This is a genomic window from Micromonospora halophytica, from assembly GCF_900090245.1.
GTDB classification, from domain to species: domain Bacteria; phylum Actinomycetota; class Actinomycetes; order Mycobacteriales; family Micromonosporaceae; genus Micromonospora; species Micromonospora halophytica.
Window position 1 is genome coordinate 55944 of the sequence record NZ_FMDN01000025.1, and the last position, 18017, is coordinate 73960.

At 74.4% G+C, this 18017-nt stretch carries 12 protein-coding genes and 1 pseudogene; 6 read left to right on the forward strand and 7 right to left on the reverse strand.

Annotated features, from left to right (window positions below):
- Positions 1-90: 90 nt before the first annotated feature.
- Together GA0070560_RS24445 and GA0070560_RS24450 are read right to left on the reverse strand one after the other, a co-directional pair.
- The gene (locus GA0070560_RS24445) at positions 91-1821 is read right to left on the reverse strand and encodes an ABC transporter ATP-binding protein (protein WP_091301886.1); all 1731 of its coding nucleotides are present in this window, start codon (positions 1819-1821) and stop codon (positions 91-93) included.
- Entirely contained in the window at positions 1818-3560 is a 1743-nt protein-coding gene (locus GA0070560_RS24450; RefSeq protein ID WP_091301888.1) for an ABC transporter ATP-binding protein, read from the reverse strand. Before GA0070560_RS24450 ends, GA0070560_RS24445 begins: the two co-directional genes overlap by 4 nt.
- A 178-nt stretch (positions 3561-3738) precedes the next feature.
- Between GA0070560_RS24450 and GA0070560_RS24455 the strand changes: the two genes are divergently transcribed.
- Both GA0070560_RS24455 and GA0070560_RS24460 read left to right on the forward strand, forming a co-directional pair.
- Positions 3739-5406 carry a bifunctional 3'-5' exonuclease/DNA polymerase gene (locus tag GA0070560_RS24455; protein WP_091301916.1) on the forward strand — a complete coding sequence of 556 codons (1668 nt, stop codon included), beginning with the start codon at positions 3739-3741 and terminating at the stop codon, positions 5404-5406.
- Positions 5407-5593: 187 nt separating this feature from the next.
- The gene (locus GA0070560_RS24460; RefSeq protein WP_091301918.1) at positions 5594-6187 is read left to right on the forward strand and encodes a nucleotidyltransferase family protein; all 594 of its coding nucleotides are present in this window, start codon (positions 5594-5596) and stop codon (positions 6185-6187) included.
- 73 nt (positions 6188-6260) lie between these two features.
- Here the strand turns inward: GA0070560_RS24460 and GA0070560_RS24465 are convergent, their stop codons facing one another.
- From GA0070560_RS24465 to GA0070560_RS24480, 4 genes are all read right to left on the reverse strand, one after another.
- Complete coding sequence (locus tag GA0070560_RS24465; RefSeq protein WP_091301890.1) at positions 6261-7070, reverse strand: metal-dependent hydrolase; 810 nt, start codon at positions 7068-7070, stop codon at positions 6261-6263.
- A gap of 119 nt (positions 7071-7189) precedes the next feature.
- Positions 7190-9028, reverse strand: coding sequence for a serine/threonine-protein kinase (locus GA0070560_RS24470; protein ID WP_139131587.1), 1839 nt, complete (start codon positions 9026-9028; stop codon positions 7190-7192).
- Positions 9029-9098: 70 nt separating this feature from the next.
- Positions 9099-10430, reverse strand: a complete 1332-nt coding sequence (locus GA0070560_RS24475; RefSeq protein ID WP_170839569.1) for a glycosyltransferase family 4 protein — start codon at positions 10428-10430, stop codon at positions 9099-9101.
- Positions 10431-10570: 140 nt separating this feature from the next.
- A complete protein-coding gene (locus tag GA0070560_RS24480; RefSeq protein ID WP_091301895.1) occupies positions 10571-12511 on the reverse strand; it encodes an amylo-alpha-1,6-glucosidase in 1941 nt (646 codons plus the stop codon).
- A 45-nt stretch (positions 12512-12556) separates the two neighbouring features.
- Between GA0070560_RS24480 and GA0070560_RS24485 the strand changes: the two genes are divergently transcribed.
- The 4 genes from GA0070560_RS24485 to GA0070560_RS24500 all read left to right on the forward strand — a co-directional run bounded on the left by GA0070560_RS24485 (position 12557) and on the right by GA0070560_RS24500 (position 17565).
- A complete protein-coding gene (locus GA0070560_RS24485) occupies positions 12557-15265 on the forward strand; it encodes an MGH1-like glycoside hydrolase domain-containing protein (protein WP_091301896.1) in 2709 nt (902 codons plus the stop codon).
- 143 nt (positions 15266-15408) lie between these two features.
- Positions 15409-16107, forward strand: coding sequence for an HAD family hydrolase (locus tag GA0070560_RS24490; RefSeq protein WP_091301897.1), 699 nt, complete (start codon positions 15409-15411; stop codon positions 16105-16107).
- A 28-nt stretch (positions 16108-16135) separates the two neighbouring features.
- A complete protein-coding gene (locus tag GA0070560_RS24495; RefSeq protein WP_091301899.1) occupies positions 16136-16927 on the forward strand; it encodes a DUF4184 family protein in 792 nt (263 codons plus the stop codon).
- A 446-nt stretch (positions 16928-17373) separates the two neighbouring features.
- A complete protein-coding gene (locus tag GA0070560_RS24500; RefSeq protein ID WP_139131588.1) occupies positions 17374-17565 on the forward strand; it encodes a hypothetical protein in 192 nt (63 codons plus the stop codon).
- 169 nt (positions 17566-17734) lie between these two features.
- Here the strand turns inward: GA0070560_RS24500 and GA0070560_RS28400 are convergent.
- Positions 17735-18017, reverse strand: a pseudogene (locus tag GA0070560_RS28400) (IS5/IS1182 family transposase); the annotation flags it as partial.

The window sequence follows — 18017 nt, forward strand, 5'->3', positions numbered from 1 at the left end:
GAACGAGGCCCCTCGATGCGGCCGGGCGGGTCGCGCCGACGCGGCGCGGGGCGGCAGGGCCAGGTGGGGGAGGGACAGAGGCGGCGAAGGTCAGTGGTGCCAGGAGCGCCAGAGGGCGGCGTACGCCCCGCCGGCCCGGACCAGCTCGTCGTGGCTGCCGATCTCGGTGATCCGGCCGTCGGAGAGCACCGCTACCCGGTCGGCGTCGTGCGCGGTGTTCAGCCGGTGCGCGATCGCGATGACGGTCCGCCCGGTGAGCAGGGCCGCGAGCGCCCGCTCGGTACGCCGGGCGGTGGTCGGGTCGAGAGCGGCGGTCGCCTCGTCGAGAATCAGTGTGTGCGGGTCGGCGAGGACCAGCCGGGCCAGGGCGAGCTGCTGGGCCTCGGCGGCGGCGAGCTGCCGGGCCCCGTCGCCGAGCAGGGTGTCGAGACCGTCGGGCAGTGTGGCGTACCAGTCGGCGCCCACGGTGGCCAGCGCGGCCCGCATCCGGTCGTCGGTGGCGTCCGGTGCGGCGAAGGCGAGGTTGTCGCGCAGTGAGCCGATGAAGACGTGGTGCTCCTGGGTGACCAGGGCGATCCGGCGGCGGCGCTCGGCCGGGTCGAGGTCGGTGACCGGGCAGCCGCCGATGCTGACCACGCCGTGGCGGGGCGCGTCGATCCCGGCGAGCAGCCGGGCCAGCGTGGACTTGCCGGCGCCCGACGGGCCGACGACGGCCAGCCGCTCGCCGGGGCGTACCTCCAGGTCGATGCCGTGCAGCACGTCGGGCCCGTCGCCGTAGGAGAACCGCGCGCCGCGTACGACGAGACGCTCGTCCGTCGGCACGGCGGCCCGGCCGGCCCGCTCCGGCGGGACCTGGCCGACCCCGAGCACCCGGGCGAATGAGGCGAGGCCGCGCTGCGCCTGCTCCGTCCACTGCAGGATCCGGTCCAGCGGGTCGATCGCCTGTTGCAGGTAGAGCGCGGCGGCGACGACCGCGCCGAGGGTGACCTGGCCCCGGGCGAGCAACACCCCGCCGGCAAGCAGCACGGCGGCGATGGGCAGCGGATAGCTCGCCTCCACCACGGAGAAGAACCCCGTCCGTAGCGTGAGGGTGGCCCGCCGGGCGGCCCACACCCGAGCGATGCGCGCGGTGCCGTGCCGGATCCGCTCGTCGGCGAGGCGGAACGCCTCCACCGTACGGGCGCCCTCGGCGGTGCTCGTCAGCGTCTCGGTCAGCTCGGCGGCGGCCGCCCCCTCGGCCAGGTACGCGGGGCTGGCCCGGCGCAGGTACCAGCGGGTCACCAGCGCGATCGTCGGCAGCCCGGCCAGCGCCGCCAGCCCGAGCACCGGGTGCAGCAGGAAGATCGCCCCGAACAGCAGGGCCAGCTGCACCGAGGCGATGACCATGGTGGGCACCACGTCGCGGACGGTGAGGCCGACCGTGGACACGTCGACCGAGCTGCGGGTGGCCAGGTCCCCGGCGCCGGCCCGTTCGACGACGGAGACGGGCAGGTTCAGCGTCCGGTCGACGAAGTCTTCGCGCAGCCGGGCCACGGCCCGTTCGCCGAAGCGGTGGCCGGCGTACTGGGCGTACCGGGACAACAGCGCCTGCGCCAGCACCGCGCCGACGATGGCCAGGGCGAGCCGGTCGACGGCGTCGACGCCGGCTCCGGCGCCGACCCGGTCGATGACGGCGCCGAGCAGCCACGGCGGGGCGAGCCCGGCGACCGTGGCAGCCGTGTGCAGTGTCAGCACGGCGGCGACGGCGTTCCGGTCCCGGACGATCAGCTCCCGGGTCGCCCGGCGGACGGCGGCCCGGTCGGCCACCGGCAGCCCGCTCACCGCAGCACCTGCTCGGCGTCGTCGCGCGCCACCAGGCTCCGGTACGCCGGGTCGGTGTCGAGCAGGTCGACGTGGGCGCCGGCGCTGACGACCCGACCCGCGCGCAGGTGGGCGACGGTGTCGGCGTGGCCGAGCAGCAACGGCGAGGTGGTGAGCACGAGGGTGGTCCGGCCGGCCCGGCCGGCGCGCAACCGTTCGGCGATGCGGGCCTCGGTGTGCGCGTCCACCGCGGAGGCCGGGTCGACGAGGATCAGCACCTCGGGGTCGGCGAGCAGCGCCCGGGCCAGCCGGATCCGTTGCCGTTGCCCACCCGACAGGGACCGGGCCCGGCTGTCGAGGCGGGTGTCGAGGCCGTCCGGCAGGGAGTCGAGCACGTCCCCGGCCGACGCGGCGTGCAGGGCGGCGACGATCCGCGCGTCGTCACTGCCCGGCCGGCCGCCGCGCAGCAGCTCGCGCAGGGTGCCGCCGAACAGGTACGCGTCGTGGTCGGCGACCAGGATGCGGGCCCGTACCTCGTCGAGCCCGATCCGGGTCAGCGGCACCCCGCCCCAGGTGACGTCGCTGACGACGTACCGGCCGAGTCGGTCGGCCAGGGCGGTGGCGTCGGCCGGGTCGGCGGCGGCGACCGCGGTCAACCGGCCGGTGGGGACGGTCAGCCCGCTTGCCGGGTCGTACAGGTCGGCGGTCAGGTCCGGCGTGGCCGTCGGCCGCCCGGCGGCCTCCGGCCGGCGCGCGTCGGGCACCGCCGAGGCGTCCGTCGCCCGGTCGCGGGGCGGATCCGGCGGGCCGCCGACCCCGTCCGGCCGCGCGTCGAGCAGGGCGATGATCCGGCGGGCCGCGACCCGTCCCCGGATGACCTGGTGACCGCCCTCCAGCAGGAACCAGACCGGCACGACGAGCGTCGCCGTGTAGCCGTACACGCCGACCAGTTCGCCGACGGTGATCTCTCCGGTCGCCGCCATCCGGGCGGCCAGCCACACCACGGCGGCGAGGAACAGCCCGGGCAGGGCGACGGTCGCCGCGTCGATCCAGCTGTTCACCGCGCCGACCCGGTAACCCTCGGCGAGCAGGTCCCGGGAGCGGGCGGCGTACCGGCGGGCGAACAGGGCCCGGCCGCCCACCCCGGCGAGCACCCGCAGGCCGGCCACGATGTCGCCGGAGCGGGCGGTGAGCTCGCCCTGCTGCTGCCGGTAGACCGACTCGGCCCGTTCCAGCCGGCGCAGCAGGGGGACGACCACCAGCCCGACCGCCGGCACGCCGACCAGCACGCAGAGCGCCAGCAGGGGTGAGATCGACCAGAGCAGCACCGCCACGACCAGGTACGCGACGACCGCGCCCACGCCCGGCCCGGTCACCGTCAGCACCTGCCCGGTCCGGTCGACGTCGGTGCCGCCCACGGTGGCCACCTCGCCGGTCGCCGTGCGGCGCGGCAGCGCCGCGCCGAGCCGGGACAGTTGGCGCAGCACCACGGCGGCCGAGCGGGCCTTCGCGTCCTCGCGGATGAAGGTCATCGTGCGGTGCCGCATGGTCCCCAGGTACGCCAGTCCCACGCCGGCCGCGACGATCGCCGCCACCCACAGGGCCAGGGCCCGGGTGTCGCCGGTGCGCAGCCCGTCGTCCACGGCGCGGGAGATCAGGTATGGCCGGGCCGACAGCCCGACCATCCAGGCGGTGCCGAGCAGGCTGCCCCGCAGCACCCGTCCCGGTTGGCAGCGGGTCAGCCACCACAGGTAGCGCATCGGGCCCCTGGTGTCCGGTGTTCCGGGGTCGGGATGCGGGATCTGTGGTGGCACCCGCCCACGCTACCGATCCGGCCGCCACCGCACCGCCCCGTTTTCCGCCGGCCGTGCCGGTGCCCGGTCGTCTGCCTCACGGGTGTCACAGGGGCGAGGCAGAATCGCATCCGTGCTGGTGGCGATGGTGGCGGACGAGCGGGGTGGGGGAGAGCTCCAGCCGCTCGGGGCCGACGGGCGGCCGGCGGGGCCGGTCGAGCGGGTGGTCGATCTCGCCGCGGCCGTCGCCGCCCGGGAGGCCGCCGTCCGGCCCCGCTGGGTGTGCGCGTCCGGGGCGTCGGTCTACCCGGCGCTGCTGCGGTCCGGGGTCCGGCTGGACCGCTGCCACGACGTCGAGCTGACCGAGGCCCTGCTGCTCGGGCACGCCGGCCGGTGGGGCGAGCCCCGCTCGGTCGCCGCCGCGTACGCCCGGCTCACCGGGGCCGCCGTCCCACCCGACCCGCCGCCCCGGCCGCCGGCACCGCCCGGGCACGGCCAGGGCGCGCTCTTCGACGCCGTGCCCGGGCCGCCGGGCCCCGGCGTCGCGGCGTTGACCGAGGTGTACGCCGACCAGCTCGCCCGGGTCGCGGTGACCGCGCAGCCCGGCCGGTTCCGGCTGCTGGTGGCCGCCGAGTCGGCGGGCGCGCTGATCGCCGTGGAGATGGGGGCGGCGGGCCTGCCCTGGCGGGGCGACGTGCACGACGCCATCCTCGCCGAGCTGCTCGGCGAGGCGTCCCCGGTGGGCGGCCCGCCCCGACGGCTGGCCGAGCTGGCGGCGCGGATCGCCGACGCGTTCGGCGTACGCCAGGTGCACGCCGACTCCCCGGCGGAGCTGTTGCGGGCCTTCGCCCGGGCCGGGGTGGAGCTGCCCAACACCCGGGCCTGGGTGCTGCGCGGCGTCGACCACCCGGCGGTGCCGCTGGTCCTGGAATACAAGGAGCTCTACCGGATCTGGACGGCGCACGGGCGGGCCTGGCGCGACGCCTGGGTCCGTAACGGCCGCTTCCAGCCGGAGTACGTGCCCGGCGGGGTGGTCTCCGGCCGCTGGGCGACCCGGGGCGGCGGCGCCCTGCAGATCCCGAAGGTGATCCGGCGGGCGGTGGTGGCCGATCCGGGCTGGCGGTTCGTGGTGGCCGATGCCGGCCAGTTGGAGCCGCGGGTGCTCGCGGCGGTCTCCGGCGACGCCCGGCTCGCCACTGCGGGCGCGGCGGGTGACCTCTACGCGGCCCTCGCCGAGGACGCCTTCGCCGGTGACCGGGCCCGGGCCAAGGTGGCCCTGCTCGGCGCGATGTACGGGCAGACCGGCGGGGCGGCGGTGCCCGCGCTGGCGGTGCTCAGACGCAACTATCCGACCGCCTTCGCCTACGTCGAGGCGGCGGCCCGCACCGGCGAGGCGGGTGGGCTGGTCCGCTCCTGGTTGGGTCGCACCTGTCCGCCGGGGACGGCGGGGTTCGCCGACGGCGACGACGCGGGGGCCGACCCGGACGCGGGGGCCGATCCGCAGTCCCCACGGGCCAGGGCGGCCCGGTCCCGGGGCCGGTTCACCCGCAACTTCGTCATCCAGGCCACCGCTGCCGAGTGGGCCTCCACGCTGCTCGCCACGCTCCGCGGTGAGCTGGCCGGCATCGGTGGTGAACTGGTCTTCTTCCAGCACGACGAGGTGCTGGTGCACTGCCCGGCCGAGCGGGCCGACGCGGTGGCCGACGCGGTCACCCGGTCCGGCGCGCGGGCCTCGGCGCTGCTCTTCGGCGATACTCCGGTCCGCTTCCCGCTCGACCTGTCCATCGTGGAGTGCTACGCCGACGCCGCCTGAGGACCACGCGGCGTCGCTGCCGCATCCGGCCCGGAAGCGGGAGGCGTGGCATAGCGGACGAATTTCCCTTTTGCCCCGACACCCTCCGCCCCGGGCGCTCGTTGGGCCCGGTGTGCGTAACGGACCGGGCGGCTCTGCTCGGTCCGTCTTCACGACGGAGGTGGCGCAGCTGAACCGGATCGCAGGGATGATCATCGCGGCGGGCGGGGGACGCCGGATCGGTGGCCCGGAAGCCCTCCTGCACCAGGGGGAGAAGCCACTGGTGGACCGGATGATCGACACGATGACCGAGGCGGGCTGTGAGCAGATCGTGGTCGTCCTGGGCGCAGCCGCCGACCAGGTGCGCGAGACCGCCGACCTGACCCGGGCCACGGTGGTGGTCAACCGCGCCTGGGGGACCGGGGTGGGCTCCTCCATCCGGGCCGGCCTGGCCGCGCTCACCGACGAGGGGATCGAGGCGGTGGTGGTGGTCCCGGTCGACATGCCCGGACTCACCCCCGCCGCGGTACGCCGGGTCGCCGCGCTGCCGTACCCGGACGTGCTGGTCTGCGCCACCTACGACGGGCTGCGCGGGTACCCGATGCTCTTCGGTCGCCGGCACTGGTCCGGCATCGCCACGCTGGCCAGCGCGGACGTCGGCGCCCGGCCGTACCTGCTGGCGCACAAGAACCAGATCGTCGACATCTCCTGCGACTCCGTCGCGGACGGCAGCCGGGTGGACTCCCCGGAGCTGATGGCGCTCTACGGGCTCACCGTCCCGCCGCAGCGCGTCGGCGCGTAGTCGGCGCCGGCCGGACGTTCCACCAGGGCCGGTCGGCCCGTACGCGCTTGCCGGGCGGGCGGGTCGACCGCCGTCAGATCTCGATGTTGAAGCGTTGCAGCACCGACGGCGCCACCAGGCCCACCGCGGCGAGCACCGACAGCACGGTCAGCGCGGTACGCAGCACGACCACCTCCGCCTTGCTGCCGGTACGCAGCGCGATCCCGTTCGGCAGCCCGATCATCATCCACATCCGACGTTTGATGGGGATGGGCCAGAGGATGGGCACGCCGGCCTTGGTGATCATGTCGCCGAGGATGTGCGTGAAGCAACCCACCCCGACGGCCAGCCCGATCATCGGGTAGCCCCGGTCGCCGGGCAGGTTGGCGAAGGTGTACCAGGCGGCGGCGGCCGAGACGAGGGTGACGATCACCCAGCCGGCCCGCTCCGCCCACCGGTCGAAGAGGCCGCGCAACGCCAACCCGATCATGAAGAACAGGATGCCCACCACGGCCCACTTGCCGTACGCCGTGCAGAGCGCCGTGGTGCCCCAGCCGACCAGCGCGGTGAACGGGAGGGTGTGGGTCAGGGTGCGGTGGCCGTTGTTGCGGCGCGGATCCCGGCTGAGCTTCGTGGCGTAGTAGACGCCGAGCGAGATCTTCTCCATCACCTCGGCGATGAAGAGCGAGAAGACGCCGAAGGTGCGGGCCACCGTCGCGCCACCCTGGTTGCGGGTGACCTTGCCGGAGAGGTCGAGGTCGGGGAAGAGGGCACCACCGGCGCAGACCGCGGTGCCGACCGCCAGCGCCAGCGGGGACTGGTGGTAGTCGGCGAAGTGGTCCAGTGCCCACGAGCCGGTCAACCACACCGCCGCGCCGGACAGCGCGTGGGACGGACCCATCATGTCGCCTCGTCCTCCCCAGTTCCCTTGATCGACAAAACTACGCCACTGTGTCAGAGCCACGGCCGAGGGGCAATCACCCGGACGGTCCACAGCGGAGGGTGGCGTCCGGTGGGGCGGCGTCAGGTCGGCGGGACGGCATCGGCGGAGCGGTCGCGGAGGCTCTGCCGCACCACGGTCAGCTGCCCGACGGCGGCGTCCCAGTCCCGGTCCGCCGCGCTCCAGGTCAGGATCCAGCCGCTGGCCTCCTCGCCGGGAAGCAGGCGCAACGCGTGCTCCCGCTCCCCGAACGGGGTCGTCCAGCGGCACTCCCAACCGACGTCCCGGCCGCCGACCCCGCCGAGCCGCAGCTCCTCGTACCCGGGCAGCCTGCCCTCGTCGACCAGGCGTCGTTGCTCCGCCCGCAGGAACGACTCCTGGCCGACCAGATCGGCGGTCATCGGGCTGATGCTGAGCGTGCGGCGGCTGGCCGGGTCGCGGAAGCAGGTGGCGCCGTCGTCCCGGGAGCGGAGCCAGCCGACCGGGACGGCGATCCGCCAGCCCTCCCCGGTCTGCCAGGCCCACCCCGACGGCGGCCGGTAGCCGCCGTGGTCGCCGACCGGCGCGGCGGTGACCGGGTCCCCGAGCGCGTAGGGCCGCAGGCACGGGAAGGGCGGCGGGACCACCGGACGTCCCCCCGCGTCCGGGGGTGGCAGGTGGCGCTCGCCCCCGGGTGGCGTCGGCTGCTCCTCGGGCAGCGACACGCTGGCGGGCGTCCTCAGGGGCGTGGCGTAGTGGTCGTGGTCGACGAGGGTCAGCGCGGTGCCGATCCCGGTCGCCGCCGCCACCCCCAGCGCCGTCGCCACCAGCGCCCAGCGCCGTTCGGAGGAAAGTTGGGCGAGGGTACGGGTCAGCGTGACGTCGCGGGCCGGTCCCGCGGTCGCCGGCTCCGGCCCGTGCCCGAAAGCTCCGCCGTCCGGAGTCGCCGGTGCCGGGGCGGGCGGCCCGCCACCGACCCTCAGCACGCCCGCCGGCACCGGCGGAGACGTCCCCGCACCCTCGCCGGGCCGGTCGGACGTGCCCGGCCAGGGCGGCGGTGGCGTCGCCCCGGCCGCCGAACGGGCGGCGGGCAGCACCACCGTCGGAGGCTCGGTGTCGGACGTCGACGACGGACGCCCGGCGGCCAGCAGCCGCCGCTCGGCCTCGTCGTGCCCGATCCGGCGGTCAGGGTCCCGGCACAGCAGCCCGGCCAGCACCGGGGCCAGCGGTCCGGCGTGCGGCGCGGGGTCGGGCGGCTCGGTGGCGAGCGCCGCCAGGGTGGCCATCGCGGTGCTGCGGGCGTACGGCGAGCGGCCCTCCACGGCGGCGTGCAACGTGGCGCCGAGCGACCAGAGGTCCGCCTCCGCGCTGGACACCCCCTCGGCCGCGCGTTCGGGGGCGACGAACTGGGGTGAGCCGAGGACCAACCCGGGTCGGGTGGTCAGACCGTCCCCGCCGTCGAAGGTGGCCAGTCCGAAGTCGGTGAGCATGATCCGCCCGTCGTCCGCCACCAGCACGTTCTGCGGCTTCACGTCCCGGTGCAGCACCCCGGCGGCGTGCGCGGCACGCAGCGCGGCCAGCAACGCCCGCCCGATGCCGGCCGCCCGGACCGGGTCGACCGGGCCGGTGCTGTCCAGGATGGCCTGCAACGTGCGGGAGGGGACGTACTCCATCACGATCCACGGGTGCTCGTCGACCCGGACGACGTCGTACAGCCGGACCACGTTGGGATGGTTGAGCCGGGCGGCGGTCCGTGCCTCGCGGAGCGTCCGCAGCCGCAGCTCGTCGCGTTCGGACTCGGCCAGCCAGTGCGGCGGCAGGACCTCCTTCACCGCCACCTCGCGGTGCAGCACCTCGTCCCGCGCGCGCCAGACCCGACCCATCCCGCCCCGGCCCACCAACTCCACCAGGCGGTACCGGCCGGCGATCGTTACGTGCTGCACCGCTCTCCTCACCCTTGGCCGACGTACACCGTAGCCAATGGATCGGGGCGGACCTATCGGTTGTCGGGGGTCAACAAGCGGCGCCGTCCATCGCCAGCAGGTTCCCCTCCGGAACGGGGATCCGGGTCCGGCCCTCGCCGAGCAGCGTGGCGGCCCGGCGGGCCTGGAACGAGCCGTGCTCGCGGCCGGCGACGGCGTAGCTGCCGGCGGTGCGGGCGGCGATGGTGGCCCAGCCGTACCGCTCGCCGACCATGGTGCGCGCCCGGCGGGCCACCCGGCGGGCGAACACCTCGTCGCCGAGGAGCCGGTCGACCGCGCCGGCCAGGGCGTCCGGATCGCTGTGCGGGAAGGTCACCCCGGTCACGCCGGGCTCGACGATCTCGGCCAGCCCGCCGGTGTCGGCCACGGCGAGCGGCGCGCCGGCCGCGGCGGCCTCCAGCGCGATCATGCCGAACGGCTCGTAGAGGCTGGGTACGACGGTCGCGTCGGTGGCGGCCAGCACCGCCGGGAGCTGGGTGGAGTCCATGAAGCCGGCGAACCGTACGGTGTCGTCGAGGTGCAGCCGCCGGGCCTGGTCGACCAACTCGTCGCGGTACGGCCCGTCACCGGCGATCACCACCCGCAGGCCCGGGTGTCTCTCGCGCAGGTACGGCACGGCGTGCACCAGGTGCTGCACGCCCTTCTCGTAGACCAGCCGGCCGGCGTACCCGACCAGGGGGCCGTCACCGGCGAACCGGGCCCGGGCCGCGGCGACGGCGCGCGGGCGGGCGTGCCAGGCCCGGTCGTCGACGCCGTTGGGCACCACGTCGACCCGGGCGGCCGGGACGTCGAACAGTCGGGTGACCTGGTCGCGCATGTACCCGGAGCAGGCGATGATCCGGGCGGAGGCGTTGCTGATCCAGTGCTCGACGCCGTGGATGGTGCGGTTCATCTCCTCCGGCAGCCAGCCCTGGTGCCGGCCGGCCTCGGTGGCGTGGATGGTGGTGACCAGGGGCAGGTCGAGGTGTTCGGCGAGGGTGACCGCGGTGTGCGCGACGAGCCAGTCGTGGGCGTGGATCACGTCGTACGTGCCGGACCCGGTGGCGCGCAGGGCGGCCCGGGTCAGCGTGTGGTTGAACGCCATCGTCCAGGCCAGCAGGGAGTTGGTGGCCAGCGGGAAGGTGACCGGGTCCTCCGCGGCGCGGACGATGCGTACGCCGTCGGCGTACTCCTCCAGGGGTGCGCCGTCGGCGTGCCGGGTGACCACGGTGACCTCGTGCCCGGCGGCGGCCAGGGCCACCGACAGGGCGTGCACGTGCCGGCCGAGTCCGCCCACCAGCACCGGCGGGTACTCCCAGGAGAGCATCAGCACACGCTGGTGCCGGGCGGGGTGGATGTCGATCACGTCGGCGTCAGGTGACATGCGGCCCCCTCTGAGTGGTGTCCCGGGCGCGCGGAGCCGCCGGCGAGGGGCGGCGCCGTCCGTGCCCGGGGTCGGGGCCAATCCTGCCGACCACTGGATAACCAGCGGAGACGCGGTGATTGCCGGTGTGTAACGCGTGCCTATCCGGCCTTCCGGACGCGCAGCAGCTCGGCCACCGACCACGCCTGGAACGGGCAGCCGGTGGCGGCGTGCGGGGCGGCGCCGTCGGCCGTCTCACTCACCGAACCCAGGCCGAACTCCCCCAGATGACCCACGAGCCCCACCAGGAGGTCATCGGTGGCCAGCCCGGCCTTCCGGTACGCGTCGACGAACGGGCCGATCAGCCACGGCCAGACGGTCCCCTGGTGGTAGGCGGTGTCCCGTTCCGCCGGCCCGCCCCGGTGCCGGGGTGCGAAGTCCGGCGAGTCGGGGGCGAGGCTGCGCGGCCCGAGCGGGGTGAACAGCCCGGCCGTCACCCGGCGCAGCGTCGCCGGGTCCGGCTCCAGCGGGGCGTACGGCAACGACCAGGCCAGCAGCTGGTTGGGGCGCAGCAGGTCGTCGTCGTGGTGCGCCGCCCCGCCCAGCGGGTACGCCGGCGCGGGCGCGTCGAGGACGTCGTGCAGCCAGCCGGCCGGCGCCGGGAACCGCTGCCGGAACGCGGCGGCGGCACGGGCGTGCAGCCGCCACAGCTCGGCGGCGTCCTGCCCGGCCAGCTCGGTCAGCTCGGCCAGGCCGGCCAGCCCGTTCACCCAGAGCGCGTTGACCTCCACCGGCTTGCCGGTACGCGGGGTCACCGGCACCCCGTACACCCGGGCGTCCATCCAGGTCAGCGCGGTGCCCGGGGTGCCGCCCTGGGTGATCAGCCCGTCGGCCGGGTCGACCGCGATGCCGTACCGGGTGCCGGCCAGGTGCGCCCGGACGACCCCGTGCAGCGCCGGCAGCAGCTCGTCGCCCAGATCGGTGTCGCCGGTCGCGGTGACGTGCCGGCTCACCGCGTGCAGGAACCACAGCGTCGCGTCGACCGTGTTGTACTCCACCCGCCCGGTGTCGGCGGTGTTCGCCAGCATCCCCTCCGACAGCGTCGCCGCGTACGACCGCAGCAGCTCCCGGCCCTCGTCGGCCCGGCCGGTGCAGAGGAACAACCCTTCGTACGAGGTCATCGTGTCCCGGGACCAGGCGCCGAACCACGGGTAGCCGGCCACCACGTCCGGCCCGGCGCCGGAGCGTACGACGAACGCGTCTACCGCCAGGGCCAGCGTCGCCTCGACCGGGTCGGCCGGCCTCGCGGCGGCCACCACCGCCCGGTGCCGCGCCCGGGCCGCCGCGACGATCTCGGTCGCCACCGGGGGCTGCTCGGTCAGGTCGTCGGCCCAGGCCAGCACCGACACGGTGTCGCCCGGGCGGTCCAGCGCGCCGGCGAACCGGCCGGCGTACCAGAGGTCCTCCTCCGGGTGCAGGCCCCGCGCGGCCTCCTCGCGGTGGCGCACGCCCAGCCACCACTGCCCCTCGGGCCGCCAGTCCGGCCCCGACAGCCGGTACGAGCCCTCGATCACCGCCCCGCCGTCGACCGGCTCCATCCGGGGCGCCGGGCCGTCGGCGCGGCGCTCGCCGTGCGCGTCGCGCCAGGTGCAGGCCGCGGAGAGCTCCAGCCGCACCGGGCCGCCGGCGAGCAGCCGGTGCACCACCGCCACGCAGGAGCGGCCGTGCGTCATGGCCAGCTCCCGCTCGATCACCACGTCACCGATCCGCCACCGCCACCGGGGCAGCCCGTCGACCAGGTCGAAGCGCTCCAGCAGCTCGAAGCCGCGCGGGTCGACCGTCCCCGAGGACCACTCGTGCGCGCCGAGGCGGACCCGCGCGCCGGACGGGAGGGTCACCGCCGGATCCAGGCTGACCAGCCCCACCCGGCGGGCCGCCGGGGTCTCGCCGGCGGTCACCAGCAGCCCGTGGTAGCGCCGGGTCCGCAGCCCGCTCACCGTGCCCATGGCGTACCCGCCCCGGCCGTCGGTGACCAGCCACTCGCGGGTCGTCCCGGTGGCCGGATCGGCGCAGACCTGAGGGCCGAAGGCGATCTCGATCAAGTGGTTTCCTCCCACGGCGGCGAGGTGTAACACGCCACGACGACAATGGCCGCTGTGGTGAAGTACCCGGGCGGCGTCGAAGATGTGCAGGTGTTCACCGACAGTTCGCCCTCCGACGCACCGTCTCCCGACGCCGAGCGGCTCCGGCTCGCCCAGGCCGATGCCGGCGAGCAGGACTGGCGCGCATGGGGTCCCTATCTGTCCGAGCGGGCGTGGGGGACGGTACGGGAGGACTACAGCGAGCACGGCACGGCGTGGGACTACTTCCCCCACGACCACGCGCGGTCCCGAGCCTACCGGTGGAACGAGGACGGCATGGCGGGCGTCTGCGACGACCGGCAGACGTTCTGTTTCGCGCTCGCCCTGTGGAACGGCGAGGACCCGATCCTCAAGGAGCGGATGTTCGGCCTCGGCGGCGACGGCGGCAACCACGGCGAGGACGCCAAGGACTACTGGTGGTATCTCGACAGCACCCCGACGCACTCCTGGATGCGCTGGCGCTACCACTACCCGCAGGCCTCCTTCCCGTACGACGAGCTGGTCGCCGTCAACGCGCTGCGCGGCCGGGACGAGACCGAGTACGAGCTGGTCGACACGGGGATCTTCGACGACGACCGGTACTGGGCGGTGACCGTCGACTACGCCAAGGCGTCTCCGACCGACATGTGCATCCTGGTGACCGTCGCCAACCGGGGTGACGAGGCGGCCACCCTGCACGTCCTGCCGCACCTGTGGTTCCGCAACACCTGGGCCTGGGGCCTGCCCGGCGCCGACCGGGTGCCCCGGCTGGCCGGCGAGGGCTCCCGGCTGGTCGGCGAGCACTGGGTGCTCGGGCAGCTCCTGCTGGAGGGCGACGGCACGCCCACGCCACTGCTCTGCGACAACGACTCCAACGCCGAGCGGCTCTGGGGTCTGCCCGGGCGGTCGCCGTACCCGAAGGACGGCATCAACGACCACGTCGTGGCCGGCGCGGCCACGGTCAACCCGGACCGGGAGGGGACCAAGGGCGCGCTGCACTACGTCCTCGACGTGCCGGCCGGTGGACAGCGGCAGATCCGGCTGCGGCTGACCCGCACCGCCCCGCCGCCCGGGAGCACCCCGCCGCCCCCGGCCGACCTGGCCGCCGGCTTCGACGCGGTCGTCTGGGCCCGGCGGGCCGAGGCGAACCGCTTCTTCGAAGGGATCGTCCCCGCCGCAGCCAGCGCCGACGAGGCCCTGGTGGCCCGGCAGGGCATCGCCGGGCTGATGTGGGGCAAGCAGTTCTACCACTTCGACGTCAAGCGCTGGCTCGACGGCGACCCGGGCTCCACCCCGCCGCCGCCCGGGCGGCGGCACGGGCGCAACAGCGCCTGGTGGCACATGACCAGCTTCGACGTGATCTCCATGCCCGACCCCTGGGAGTACCCCTGGTACGCGGCCTGGGACCTGGCCTTCCACTGCGTCAGCATCGCCCGGGTCGACCCCGGCTTCGCCAAGGAGCAGCTGCTGCTCCTGCTGCGCGAGTGGTACCTGCACCCCAACGGGCAGATCCCGGCGTACGAGTGGGCGTTCGGCGACGTCAACCCGCCGGTGCACGCCTGGGCCGCGCTGAAGGTGTTCGAGATCGACGGCTCGTCCGACCACGAATTCCTCGCCCGGGTGATGCACAAGCTGCTGCTCAACTTCACCTGGTGGGTCAACCGCAAGGACACCGGCGGCAACAACGTCTTCGAGGGCGGCTTCCTCGGGCTGGACAACGTCGGCCCGTTCGACCGTTCCGCCGCGCTGCCGGTGGCCGGGGTGCTGGAGCAGTCCGACGGCACCGGCTGGATGGCCATGTACGCGCTCAACCTGCTGGACATGGCGATCGTGCTGGCCGAGCACGACCACGCGTACGTCGACACCGCCACCAAGTTCTTCGAGCACTTCGCGTACATCGCCGCGGCGGCGTACGAGCAGGGACTCTGGGACGCCGAGGACGCCTTCTTCCACGACGTGCTGCGGCTGGCCGACGGCAGCCGGGTGCCGTTGAAGGTGCGCTCGGTGGTCGGGCTGCTGCCGCTGGCCGCCACCACCCGGCTCAGCGCGCGTACCCTGCACCGCCTGCCCGAGCTGGGGGCCCGGCTGCGCTGGTTCCTCAGCCAGCGGCCCGAGTACGCCGACGTGATCGGCGCCCGCCGGATCGGCCCCGACGGCCGGCAGCAGCGGCTGCTGTCCATGGTCGGCCCGGAGCAGATGGTCCGCCTGCTCGCCCGGATGCTCGACACCGACGAGTTCCTCTCCGAGTACGGCCTGCGTACGCTGAGTCGGGCCCACCTCGACGAGCCGTTCTCGGTCACCCTGGGCGGGCACGAGTTCAGCGTCGGCTACGAGCCGGCCGAGTCCACCAGCGGCCTGTTCGGCGGCAACTCCAACTGGCGTGGGCCGATCTGGATGCCGACGAACTTCCTGCTGATCAGCGCGCTGCGCGACTACGCCGCGTTCTTCGGCGACGACCTCCAGGTCGAGTACCCGACCCGCTCGGGGCGCAAGTGCACCCTCGACCAGATCGCCGACGACCTCTCGGCCCGGCTGATCTCGCTGTTCACCCGGGACGGCTGGGGCCGGCGGCCGATCTACGGCGCCGCCCAGCTCTTCCAGACCCACCCGGACTGGCGGGACCTGATCTGCTTCCCCGAGTACTTCCACGGTGACAACGGCGCCGGCCTGGGCGCCTGGCACCAGACCGGCTGGACGGCGCTGGTCGTCGACCTCATCCTCACCCTGCGCCGCTGACGGCCGCTACGCCGTTCGCCGTCCGCCGCTGCGCGCCGGGCCCACCGCGGGGGTTCGGGCCGTGATCGCCTCCGGGCGAAACCCGGATGACCGGGCCGACGATGCGCAGTAGCGTGACGCGGAACGCCTGACCGGGAGGGCCGATGCAACAACGCCGGGACGCGGCGGTGCTCGTGTTCGACGCCGACGACACGCTCTGGGAGAACAACGTCGTCTTCGAGCGGGTGATCGACGACTTCCTGGACTGGCTGGCCCATCCCACGCTCGACAGGGCCGAGATCCGCGCCGTCCTCGACGACGTGGAGCGGGCCAACGCCGTCGTCCACGGGTACGGCAGCAAGGTCTTCCTGCGCAGCCTGGGCGAGTGCCTGGAGCGGCTGCGCGAGCGTCCGGCCACCGAGCGGGAGCGCCGGGAGATCGACGAACTGGCCGCCGCGTTGGTCGCCCACCAGGTCGAGCTGATGCCGAGCGTCGCGGACACCCTCGACGCCCTCGCCGGCCGGTACGACCTGCTGCTGCTGACCAAGGGCGAGCGGGAGGAACAGCAGCGCAAGCTCGACGCCTGCGGGCTGCTGCACCACTTCGACGCCGCGCACATCGTGCCGGAGAAGGACGTGGCGACCTACCGGTGGCTGGTCCGCGAGCACGCGTTCGACCCGGCGCGCGCCTGGATGATCGGCAATTCGCCGAGGTCGGACATCCTGCCGGCCCGGGCGGCCGGCATGAACGCCGTCTTCATCCCGAACGACAACACCTGGGTGCTCGAACACGACGAACTCGACCCGGACGACTCCGGAGTGCTACGTCTGAAGGAGTTCGTCGACCTGGTTCGGCACTTCTGAGTGGCCCGCGCCGGGTAACGTCCGGTTCGTGCCCCTGACCTTCCCGTCGCACCTGGCACCGGTGCTGCCGCTGAAACTGTGGCGGCCGCGCTGGTTCGACGGGGTGGCGCTGGCCACCGGCGCGGTGGCGCCGGACGTCGCCTACCTGTTCACCGGCACCCGTTTCGACCTGGGCATGCGGACCCACACGCTGGGCGGGCTGCTCTGGTGGTGCCTGCCGGTGGCGCTGGCGTACGCCTGGATCGTCCGCCGGGTCATCGCCGGGATCGCCGTGCACCTGCCGGCCCAGCGGGCCTTCGCCTGGCCCGACCACGCGGCGCTCGGCACGGTCCGCCATCCCTGGCAGGTGACCGTCTGCTCGGCGCTGATCGGCGCGTTCAGCCATGTGGCCTGGGACCGGGTCACCCACACCGAACGCTGGCCGCGCCTGGTCGGGGTGCAGGACTTCCACGCGGCGACCGGCATGCACTGGTGGACCTTCTCGAACCTGGTCAGCACCGCCGTCGGGGCGGTCCTCGTGCTGATGCTGGCGCTGCGGGCCGCGCGCCGCAGGGAGATCTTCGACGGGGTACGCCCGCCGGCGCCGCCGGCCCGGCCGGCCGCCTTCTGGGGCGCGGCACTCGTCGTTGCCGGCGCCGGGGCCACGGTGCTGCCCGGGCTGCCGGCCGCCGCGGTCCCCGGCCCGGCCGGGGTACGTCTGCTGCACCTGGCGGCCTTCGCCCTGACGGTCGGGGCGTGGTGGGCGGGAGCGCTCTCCGCCGTCCCGCCGGGCCCGGAGCACACCGATCGCTTCGAGGGGAAACAGCGCCAGCCCGGTTGACGGCGTTACGCGGACATGCCGCAATTCAGAATTGGTGTCAATCACATTCACCGGTGCCCTGGAATGCTTGTCCGGCCAGCCCTCGGCTGCCTAACCTGAGCGCGCGTTCGCGACTCTTCGGGGTGAGTCGCCGAACGCGCCGAAGTCCGGTAGTTGGGCACCGTGGAGCTGAGTGCATGCGGGCCGGCTCGCCGTGATGGGCCCGGCGTGGGCGGCGTGCCACGCCCGCCGCGCCCATCGGCGAATTCCGCTACCACGCCGGACGGCTGGCGGTCAGGACCGGGGAGTTGCGGACCCGGTCCTGACCCGCCGGCACAATTGTCACCAGTGTCGCTCCGGCTCCCCGGGAAACAGAAGCGTCGGCCGCGCCGCCCGCGTTACATCGACCCGCCGTAATTGCGGGACGAGACCCGTCGCCATTTCCGGCTCCCGGGAAAGTGGCCGGGATGCGATCATCCTGCGACTGGACCCCACAACGACGACGGGCCGGCCCGGAGGTCCTCCAGAACCGGGTCTGCCGGCTGACCACTCTGCCGGCCGAGACCGGTCAGGTCGTCGTCGTGACCGGTGGCCGCTACGCCACCACCCATGCCAACCTGGAGATCTGTGCCAAGGTGGCGGTCACTGGGTGCCGGTGATGTCGCTACCGGCCTGGCTCGGCCCCAAGGGGTTCAGCGACAACCACATGAAGGGCGTGCCGACCACCGCGACCGGGCTCTTCCTGCCTGGCTCGACCCGGCCCGCTAGCTGCGCATCGTGATGTGCCCGGTGTAGAACGTGGGCCACTACTAGGCCGTGTCTCCTGGATCATGGCTTGGGGCGATCGGGTTTCGCGCGTAGCCAGATGAGGATGTCGGCGATCTGCACGGTGGCGCGGTAGCGACAGGCGAGCTTGTCGTATCTGGTGGCCACGGCGCGGAACTGCTTGCGCCGGTTCATCAGCCGTTCGATGGTGTTGCGCTGCCGGTAACGCTGTGGGCGGAAGGTGGGTGGGCGGCCACCGCGTGACCCTTTCCGGGTCCGGTTGGCTTTCTGGTCGTCTTTCTCCGGGATGTCGTGCGGGATGCGTCGGGCCCGCAGCGCGCGGCGG